7 protein-coding genes and 1 tRNA gene are annotated in these 8,685 nt (G+C 75.3%); 4 read left to right on the forward strand and 4 right to left on the reverse strand.

What is annotated here, in order from left to right:
- Positions 1-154 precede the first annotated feature (154 nt).
- Both dcd and ACFWOG_RS24260 read right to left on the reverse strand, forming a co-directional pair.
- The gene (gene dcd, locus ACFWOG_RS24255; protein WP_329884891.1) at positions 155-730 is read right to left on the reverse strand and encodes a dCTP deaminase; all 576 of its coding nucleotides are present in this window, start codon (positions 728-730) and stop codon (positions 155-157) included.
- An 82-nt stretch (positions 731-812) separates the two neighbouring features.
- Entirely contained in the window at positions 813-1,049 is a 237-nt protein-coding gene (locus ACFWOG_RS24260) for a hypothetical protein (protein ID WP_329948342.1), read from the reverse strand.
- 267 nt (positions 1,050-1,316) lie between these two features.
- On the opposite strand from ACFWOG_RS24260, the gene ACFWOG_RS24265 reads away from it, so the two are divergent.
- Both ACFWOG_RS24265 and ACFWOG_RS24270 read left to right on the forward strand, forming a co-directional pair.
- A tRNA-Gly gene (locus tag ACFWOG_RS24265) sits at positions 1,317-1,390 on the forward strand.
- A gap of 76 nt (positions 1,391-1,466) precedes the next feature.
- Complete coding sequence (locus ACFWOG_RS24270) at positions 1,467-3,650, forward strand: histidine kinase (RefSeq protein WP_380360946.1); 2,184 nt, start codon at positions 1,467-1,469, stop codon at positions 3,648-3,650.
- 24 nt (positions 3,651-3,674) lie between these two features.
- Here the strand turns inward: ACFWOG_RS24270 and ACFWOG_RS24275 are convergent, their stop codons facing one another.
- A complete protein-coding gene (locus ACFWOG_RS24275; protein ID WP_329884894.1) occupies positions 3,675-4,283 on the reverse strand; it encodes a response regulator transcription factor in 609 nt (202 codons plus the stop codon).
- 86 nt (positions 4,284-4,369) lie between these two features.
- Here ACFWOG_RS24275 and ACFWOG_RS24280 point away from each other — a divergent pair, with 86 nt between their 5' ends.
- Entirely contained in the window at positions 4,370-5,104 is a 735-nt protein-coding gene (locus tag ACFWOG_RS24280) for an ABC transporter ATP-binding protein (protein WP_329884895.1), read from the forward strand.
- Positions 5,101-7,569 (forward strand): FtsX-like permease family protein, encoded by a 2,469-nt coding sequence (locus ACFWOG_RS24285; RefSeq protein WP_380360968.1) that lies wholly within the window; start codon positions 5,101-5,103, stop codon positions 7,567-7,569. Before ACFWOG_RS24280 ends, ACFWOG_RS24285 begins: the two co-directional genes overlap by 4 nt.
- 178 nt (positions 7,570-7,747) lie before the next feature.
- Here ACFWOG_RS24285 and ACFWOG_RS24290 read toward each other — a convergent pair whose 3' ends face one another.
- Entirely contained in the window at positions 7,748-8,419 is a 672-nt protein-coding gene (locus ACFWOG_RS24290; protein WP_329884896.1) for a TetR/AcrR family transcriptional regulator, read from the reverse strand.
- Positions 8,420-8,685: the final 266 nt, after the last annotated feature.

Consider the following 8,685-nt stretch of genomic DNA (forward strand, 5'->3'; position numbering starts at 1 on the left):
CGCCCGGGGGGCGCGCGGGGGCGCCCCCCGCCCCGCCCCCCCCCGGGCGCGCGGGGGGGCGGGGCGCCCGGTCGCCCCGCGCCCCCCCCCCCACGTCGGCTCTGCTCTGCTGCCGTGCGGTCCTGCCGTCGTGCGGTCGCCGCCGCGCGCGGTGTCAGACCTTGGTGCGGTGGAAGTTCAGGTACGAGCGGGACGGCGTCGGACCGCGCTGCCCCTGGTAGCGCGAGCCGTAGCGCTCCGAGCCGTACGGGTGCTCGGACGGCGAGGAGAGCCGGAACAGGCAGAGCTGCCCGATCTTCATCCCGGGGTAGAGCTTGATCGGCAGCGTCGCGACGTTCGACAGCTCCAGCGTGACGTGCCCGCTGAAGCCCGGGTCGATGAAGCCGGCCGTGGAGTGCGTCAGCAGCCCGAGGCGGCCCAGGCTGGACTTGCCCTCCAGGCGGGAGGCGACGTCGTCCGGCAGCGAGATGACCTCGTAGGTCGACGCCAGGACGAACTCGCCGGGGTGGAGGATGAACGCCTCGTCCTCCTCCGGCTCGACCAGCCGGGTCAGGTCCGGCTGCTCCTCGGAGGGGTCGATGTGCGGGTAGCGGTGGTTCTCGAAGACCCGGAAGAAGCGGTCCAGTCGTACGTCGATACTGGAGGGCTGGATCATCGCAGGGTCGAAGGGGTCGATCACGACCCGGCCCTTGTCGATCTCGGTCCGGATGTCCTTGTCAGAGAGCAGCACGCTTCGAGGTTACGTGCACGACGCGGCCCCGGACGAATCGCCCGGGGCCGCACCAGTCACCACCGTCCCGCGGTCACCCCGGTCAGGCCAGGAACTCCGCGGCCTCCAACTGCAGGGCCCGGGCCAGTTGCGGCTCGGACAGCTCCCGCACATCGGCCAGCACCGAACTCCTCAGCCGTCCGCACTGCGGACAGCGGATCAGCCGCCCCGGCCCCAGCCGGCCGGGCCCGAGATTCTGCATCGGGAACGTGGTGGTGCTGAACAGGTGCCCCTCGGCACAACGAACGACGGCGCGCTGCTCCATCGATCCCCTTCCCATCCTTACCCCGCTACTCACCCGTACTCGTCGCGCCCCGAACGGGCGACAGCCCACGGGACCAGCGTCACATTAGGGGATGTTCCGGACATTCCACACCAAGGCTCGCCGCCCCGCGCCCCGCCCGCCGCGGCGCTCTCACGCGGCCCACACAGTACGCCTCGCCGACCGCCCCCCGCGGCTCCGCCACGGCCTCCGATCAGCTGTGCAACGGGTGTCACCCATGGGGTACAGTGGGCACAGATCGAGCGGTCTCTGACGGCTCGTCAGGCGGGCGTAGTTTAGTGGTAGAACATGAGCTTCCCAAGCTTAGAGTGCGAGTTCGATTCTCGTCGCCCGCTCCACAAGGAAAGCCCCAGGCCCACGGCCTGGGGCTTTCTTGTCGTCCGGGGTGATCGGGTTCCGCGTAGCATGCCCCGGGTGGAGGGGGTAGCGAGCGGCGACGTCGCGCCGCGGTCGTCGCGTGCGCTGGTGGGCGGGGTGGCCGCCGCCGTGGCCTCGGTGCACCTCCTGAAGGGGCTCGCACGGGTGCCGGCGGAGCCGGGTGCCGGGCTCGCGGTCGTCGTGGCGTGCCTGCTGCTGGTGGCGGTGCAGCTCCGCCATGTCGAGCCGGGACTGCGGCGGGCCGTCCCCGCGGCGCCGCCCGTGGCCTGGACGCTCACGGAGCTGGCCGTCGGCTGGCTGGCGGTCGTTCCGCTCGGGGTCTCGATCGGGCTGCTGTGCCTCCCGGCCGCCTCACTGCTGCTGGAGCGCCGCCGGACCTCGCTGTTCCTGCTCGGTGGCGCGGCGGCGCTCACCGAGGCGGCCCGGTCGGGCAGCGCGCGCACGGTCGTCGACCTGATGCTCATCCTCGTGATCGGCGCCGCCATGCTGTACGCCGTCACCACGCTCGCGCTGCTCGCGACGCGGGTCCACGCCGCCCGGCTCACCCTGGCGGCCTCCGCGGTGACCGCCGAACGGCTGCGGATCGCGGCCGGCCTGCAGGCCGGCCTCGCGGAGGGCCTGCGGGAGGTCCGCGGCCTGGCGCTCCGGAAGGATCCGGCCGTCCTGGACGCCCTGATCGCCACGGCCCGCCGGACCCTGGCGGCGACCCGTGCCACCGCGGCCGAGCTGCGCAGCCTGTCGCTCGCCCCGGAGGCGGCCAGCGCCCGCGCCCTGCTCGCCTCCGCCGGCATCGCCGCCGACCTCCGGATCGGGCACTCGGAGCCGCTCGGACCGGCCGGGACGGTACTGGCGACCGTCCTGCGGGAGGCGGTCACCGCCGTCGTCCGGGTCGGGGACGCGCGGCGGTGCGAGATCGTCACCGGCGAGCGGGCCGGCCGGGTGGTGCTGCGGGTGGTCAGCGACGGTGTGCCGACGGCCGCGCTCGGCGCCGAGGTCCTCGACGGCCTCGCCGACCGGGTCCGCTCCGTCGGCGGCTCGCTGACGGCGGGTCTGGAGCCGGACGGGCGCTTCGCCGTCGAGGCGGAGGTCGCGGCCACCCCCGCCCCGGCGGCGCTGGCGGATCCGCCCGAACTGCGGACGGTGCTCGGCCTGTACGTCCTCGTGCTGGGCACCTTCTGCGTCAAGGCCGTCCTGTTCGTCCCGGTGCCCCTGCTCGGCCTCGGCGTCCCGTGCCTGCTGCTGCTCTGCGGACTCCAGGTCCGCTTCGCGACCCGCGACGCGACCCGCGACGCGGCGCGCCCCGCCCGGCTGCTCCTGCTCGGCTCGGCGGCCCTCGCCTTCCTGCCGCTGCCCTGGTTCGGGCGGAACTGGATCGGTGCGGTCGGCATCCTGGCCGGTGCGCTCCTGTTCGCCCTGCCGCCCCGGGCCGGCCTGGCGCTCGCCGGCGCGGCGGCGGTGGCCGGCGGCCTGATCACCGGCGGCCTGATCCCCGGGGGGACGGTCGGCGGCGGCGCGGCCGGTGGCGGCGGTGCGGTGCCGGGGCTGTTCGCCGCCGTCGACGTCCTGATCTCCTGCGTCGTCGTCCACGGGGTGCTGCGGCTGGTCCGCCTGGTGCGGCAGCTCCAGCGGGCGGGGGCGGGGCTGGCCCGGGCCGCCGTGGTCACCGAACGCCTGCGCGCCGCCCGCGACCTGCACGACCTGCTCGGCCACGGGCTGACCGCGATCCTGCTCAAGGCCGAGCTCGCCCGGCGGCTGTCGGCCTCGGACGCCGGCCGCAGCCGGGCCGAGCTGCGCGACATCGTGCGTCTGGCCGAGCGCGGGGAGAGCGAGCTGCGAACGGTGGTCGACGCCGCCCCCCGGCTGTCGTTCGCCGCGGAACTGGCGTCGGCGGCGGCCGTCCTGGAGGCGGCCGCCATCACGGTGGAACTCGACGACGGGCCGGTTCCGGAGGCCGCGGGAGCCGTCCTGAGCGTGGTCCTCCGGGAGGCCGTCACCAACCTCCTGCGGCACAGCTCCGCGCGCCACGCACGCATCGCCACCTCGCTGGACGGGGACTCGGTGCGCCTGGAGGTGGAGAACGACGGGGTGCCGGACGGCGTCAGCGCACCCGGATCGGGGATCGGAGGGCTGACCGTCCGGCTCGCCGCCATCGGCGGCACCCTGTCGGTCGGCCCGGACGACGGCTGGTACGTGCTGCGCGCCGAGGTGCCGCGGGACTGACGGCCACCGTGCCGGCGCCGGCCGCTACAACCACCCCGCGTCGCGGGCGATGCGTACCGCGTCCGTCCGGTTGCGGGCGTTGAGCTTGCCGACGACCGCGGTCAGCACGTTGCGGACGGTGCCGGTCGACAGGTGCAGCCGGGTCGCGATCTCCGGCGGCTCGGCGCCCTCGGCCAGCTCCCGCAGCACGTCGTTCTCCCGCGGCGTCAGCGGATTGTCGGCGAGGTCCCACGCCGCGACCGCGAGTCCCGGGTCGAGCACCCGTCCGCCGCCGGCCACCTGCCGGATCGCCGCCACCAGTTCCTCCGGCGGGGCGGTCTTCAGCAGGAAGCCGTCGACCTTCGCCTCCAGGGCCCTGCGGAGCAGCCCGGGCCGGCCGTTCGAGGTGAGCATCAGGGTCCGGCAGCCCGGAACCCGTTCCTTCAGCGCGGCAGCGGCCTGCAGCCCGTCCAGCCGGCCCGGCATCTCGATGTCGAGCACCGCGACGTCGGGGGTGAAGACCAGCGCCCTCGGCACCACGTCGTCGGCGGAGCCCGTCTGCGCGACGACCTCCAGGTCCGGCTCCAGCTCCAGCAGCGCCACCAGCGCGCTGCGCACCACGTGTTGGTCCTCCGCCAGCAGGAGTCTGATCATGCGCCGACCCTACCCGTGACGATGTCACGGGTGGCTCGTGATCCCGTCCCTGCCGGGGGCGCCCGGGGATCGGCAGGCTGAGGAGCATGAGCGAAGCGATCACGCTGGAAGCAGTGAGCAAGGTCTACGGCAAGGGGCGGGGTGCGGTCGCCGCGCTGCGCGAGGTGACGGTGCGGCTGCCGAAGGGCGGGTTCACCGCGGTGATGGGGCCGTCCGGTTCGGGCAAGAGCACGTTCCTGCACTGCGCGGCGGGCCTGGACCGTCCGACGTCCGGAACGGTCCGGCTGGGGGACACCGACCTGTCCCGGCTCAGCGAGACGAAGCTGACCGAACTGCGCCGGGAGCGCGCGGGGTTCGTGTTCCAGGCGTTCAACCTCGTCGGGGCGCTGACCGTCGAGCAGAACATCACGCTGCCGCTGCGCCTCGCGGGTCGGCGGGCCGACGCCGCGCGGCTCGCCGAACTCGTCGGGCGGGTGGGGTTGCAGGAGCGGACCGGGCACCGCCCGGGCCAGCTGTCCGGGGGGCAGCAGCAGCGCGTCGCCATCGCCCGGGCCCTGGTCTCCGATCCCGAGGTGCTCTTCGCCGACGAACCCACCGGTGCGCTCGACACCATGACGGCCCGTGAGGTCCTCACCCTGCTCCGGCAGGCCGTCGACGAGCTCGGCCAGACCGTCGTGATGGTCACCCACGACCCCGTCGCGGCGTCCTACGCCGACGACGTCCTGTTCCTGGCCGACGGCCGGGTCGCCGACACGATGTCCGGGCCGACCGCCGCCAAGGTGGCCGACCGCATGATCCGCCTGGGAGCGTGGAACCGATGATGCTCGGCTTCGCCCTCGCCACCCTCCGGCACCGCAGGGCCGGATTCGCCGGCGCGTTCGTCGCGCTGTTCTGCGCCGCGGCCCTGGTCAGCGGCTGCGGAACGCTGCTGACCACGGGGATCCTCGGCAGCGTCGAACCCGAACGGTACGCGGCCGCACCGGTCGTGGTCACCGGGGACCAGAACGTCCACCACGTCGAGGACCGGGGCGAGGGGAGGACCAGGGAGAAGGCCAAGCCGATCACCGACCGGGCCTGGGTGCCCGCCGCACTCGCCGGGCGCATCGGGGCGCTGCCCTCGGTGCGGGCCGTCGCGACCGAGGTGATGTTCCCCGTGCTGCTGCCCGGCGGGCCCACGCGCAACTCGTGGGGCCACGGCTGGGAGTCGGCGCCGCTGTCCGGCCTGACCCTGGCCTCGGGCGGCGCGCCGTCGGCCGCCGACGAGGTCGTGCTGGACGCGGCCACGGCGGCCCGGTCCCACCTGTCCGTCGGCTCCACCGTGCAGGTCCGCACCGCCACGGGGTCGTCGACCGTCCGCGTCGTCGGCGTCACCACGCAGGGGTTCGCCGCCCAGGCCGGGGTGTACTTCGCCCCGGAGCAGGCCCGTCGGCTCGCCGGTCACGACGGTCTGGTCAGCGCGATCGGGGTGTTCCCGTCCTCGGCCTCGGCCGCCGACGACGTCAGGGAGCTGCTCCGGGCGGCGGGGGGCCCGGTCGCCGTGGTCCGCACCGGCGACGAGCGCGGGCGGGTGGAGTTCCCCGACGCCGCCAACGCCCAGGTGCGTCTGATCAGCATGGGCGCCGTCCTGGGCGGCACCTCCCTGATCGTCGCCCTGCTGGTGGTGGTCGGCACCTTCGCCCTGTCGATCCAGCAGCGCCAGCGCGAGATCGCGGTGCTGCGGGCGGTCGCCGCGACCGGACGGCAGGTCCGGAAGATGATCGGCGGCGAAGCGCTCGTGGTCGGCCTGGCCGCGGGGATCCTCGGTGCCGCCGCGGGCGTGCCGCTGGGCGACCGGCTGCACGACCGGTTCGTCTCCCTGGACGTGATCCCCGCGAACTTCCCGGTCGTCCTCTCGCCGTTCCCCGCGATCGCCGCGGCCGGGGCCACCCTGCTCGCGGGCTGGGGCGCGGCCCGGATCTCGGCGCGGCGGGCCACCGCCGTCAAGCCGGTCGAGGCCCTCGGCGAGGCCGAGTCCAGGCCGCCGCGCATCGGCCCGGTCCGGATCGTCCTCGGTGCCGTCGCCACCGCCGGCGCCGTCGTCCTCACCGTCCTGCTCACCGCGCTGCACTCGGACCAGTCCTCCACCCCGGTCTGCTTCAACGCCGTCCTGCTGTGGTGCACCGCGCTCGCCCTGCTGGGGCCGCCGGTCGCCCGGGCCGGTGCGGCGGTCCTGGGCCTGCCGCTGCGGGCGTCCCGGGTCGGCGGCTACCTCGCCGCCCACAACCTGCGGGCCGCGGCGCACCGGCTGGCCTCGGTCGTCACCCCGTTGACGCTGCTGATCGCGATGGCCTGCACCATCCTCTTCACCGGGACCACCGTCGACCGGGCGACGAGCGCGCAGCGCGACCGCGGGAACGTCGCCGACCTGGTGGTCGGGCCCCGCGTCCCCTCCTCCGTCGCCGCGGCGGCGGCCGCCGTCCCCGGCGTCCGGACCGTGACCCGGGTGCTCCACAGCCAGGTGCGCGACGGTCTGGAGAAGCGCAGCGTGCAGGCGGTCACGCCGGAGCGGCTGTCCGACACCCTCGACCTGGGGGTGACCGCGGGCGACCTCGGCCGGCTGGCGGAGGGGACGGCGGCGGCCGCGGACGGGCTGGGGTACCGGATCGGCCAGCGGGTCGGGCTCACCCTCGCCGACGGCGCGCCGTACGAGGTCACCGTCGTCGCCCTGTACGCCCGGGGGATGGCCTTCGGCGACCTGACCCTGGCGCACGGACCGGTCGCCGCGCACGTCGACGTCCCGCTCGACGACAGCCTGCTCGTCCGGGGGGACGGCGTCACCCGCGACGCCCTGGCCGCGGCGCTGCGGACCGAGCCCGGCATCGGCGTGCTCGACCGCGTCGCCGCCCAGTCCGCGGGCGACCGGACGAGTGCCCAGATCGGCTACGTGACGCTCGGTCTGATCGTCGCCTTCGTCGCCATCGCCGTGCTCAACACCCTGGCCATGAGCATCACCGAGCGGCGCCACGAGTTCGCCGCCCTGCGGCTGACCGGGGCCACCGGCGGCCAGGTCCGGCGGATGCTCGGCTGGGAGACCGCGGCCTCCGTCGCGATCGCCACGGTCCTCGGCCTGGGCATCGCCTTCGGGGTGCTCACCGCCTACGCCCGGGGCATCACCCGGGGCACCGCCCCGGTGGCGGTACCGGTCACCCAGCTCGTGATCGTCGTCGTCGGCGGCGCGGCGCTCGCCGCCGTTGGCACCTGGATCCCCGCGCGCGTGGCGCTGGGGAACGGGGGGCGGACGGCCTGAGCGGGGCGGGCCCGGCTGCTCCGGTCGGGCCGTCTCGTCCGTTCGCTCTTCGCGGTCCGGCCGCAGGTCGTGCGACCTGCGGCTTTCCCCGTGCCGGGGCCGCTGCCGGTGCCGGTCGGCGGCGGCAGCTGCGGTGGGGCGGGACGCGGGGGTGGGGGGTTGTGGGTGGGGGTGGCCGTCAGGCGCCGGCGGGGCGGGGGGCGGTGCGGCGGTAGAGGCGGAGGAAGGCCTGGACGCCGGTGGAGACGGTGGTGTGGAGGGCGGCGTCGGATATCGGGACGGCGCCGTAGAAGGACTGGTCGGCCGCGCCGCTGAAGGTGAGCAGGGTGAAGTGGGTGGCGGCGAGGTCGGGGTCGTCGACCGTCAGCAGGTCCTGGCCGGCCAGGCGGACCAGGTGGGCGGCGAGGTCGCGGTGGGAGGCGAGCGGGCCGGCGGCGAGCCAGGCGTTCAGGACGTCGGGCGGGATGTTGCCGGCCTCGGCGCGGATGGTCCGGCCGAGCGCGTAGTGTTCGCCGGCCGCGAGGACGGCCTTGGCGCGGTCGACGGCGAAGGCGATCAGGTCGGCCTCCAGGTCGACGATCTTGTGCAGATGGCGGTCGGCCAGGGCGGCGACGATCTCGGTGAGCTCGCCGGCGGTCTCCAGCGCGACGGAGAGGAAGAGCTTCTCCTTGTCGCCGAAGTGGTTGTAGATGGTGCGCTTGGACACCCCGGCCTCGGTGGCGATCGCGTCGACGCTCGCCCGGGTGTAGCCCTCGCGCCCGAACACCGTGCTCGCCGCGCGGGCGATGGCCTGCCGTTTCTCCGGCATCCGGCGTGAGCCGGCGGTCGGTGCCGGGTTCGCTGCGCTCATCGGGCGGGTCCCTCCTCAGGCCTCATTTGCACTACTCGGTGCAGTTTACCCGGACGGACGGCCCGGAGCGCAGGGGAAGGACGTCGAGGTGCGGGGAAGGGTGCAGGGCGCGGGGCGCAGGGTGCAGGGCGCAGGGTGCGGGAACGGGTGCGGGCGCGCGGGAGGCGTCGAGGTCGGCGGGAAAGCAGGGAGGCGCGGGGGGGGGACCCCCCCGCGGGCCGCGCCCCCCGGGTGCGAGCGGCGTTTGGCGGGCCCCCCCCCCCCCC

It is taken from the genome of Kitasatospora sp. NPDC058406, from assembly GCF_042722765.1.
Lineage (GTDB): Bacteria > Actinomycetota > Actinomycetes > Streptomycetales > Streptomycetaceae > Kitasatospora.

Coding starts and splice junctions, on each gene's coding strand:
- ACFWOG_RS24290 (WP_329884896.1), bottom strand. CDS start 8,419: ATGAGCGCAGCGAACCCGGCACCGACCGCCGGCTCACGCCGGATGCCG.
- ACFWOG_RS24280 (WP_329884895.1), top strand. CDS start 4,370: ATGAGCGAAGCGATCACGCTGGAAGCAGTGAGCAAGGTCTACGGCAAG.
- ACFWOG_RS24275 (WP_329884894.1), bottom strand. CDS start 4,283: ATGATCAGACTCCTGCTGGCGGAGGACCAACACGTGGTGCGCAGCGCG.
- ACFWOG_RS24285 (WP_380360968.1), top strand. CDS start 5,101: ATGATGCTCGGCTTCGCCCTCGCCACCCTCCGGCACCGCAGGGCCGGA.
- ACFWOG_RS24260 (WP_329948342.1), bottom strand. CDS start 1,049: ATGGGAAGGGGATCGATGGAGCAGCGCGCCGTCGTTCGTTGTGCCGAG.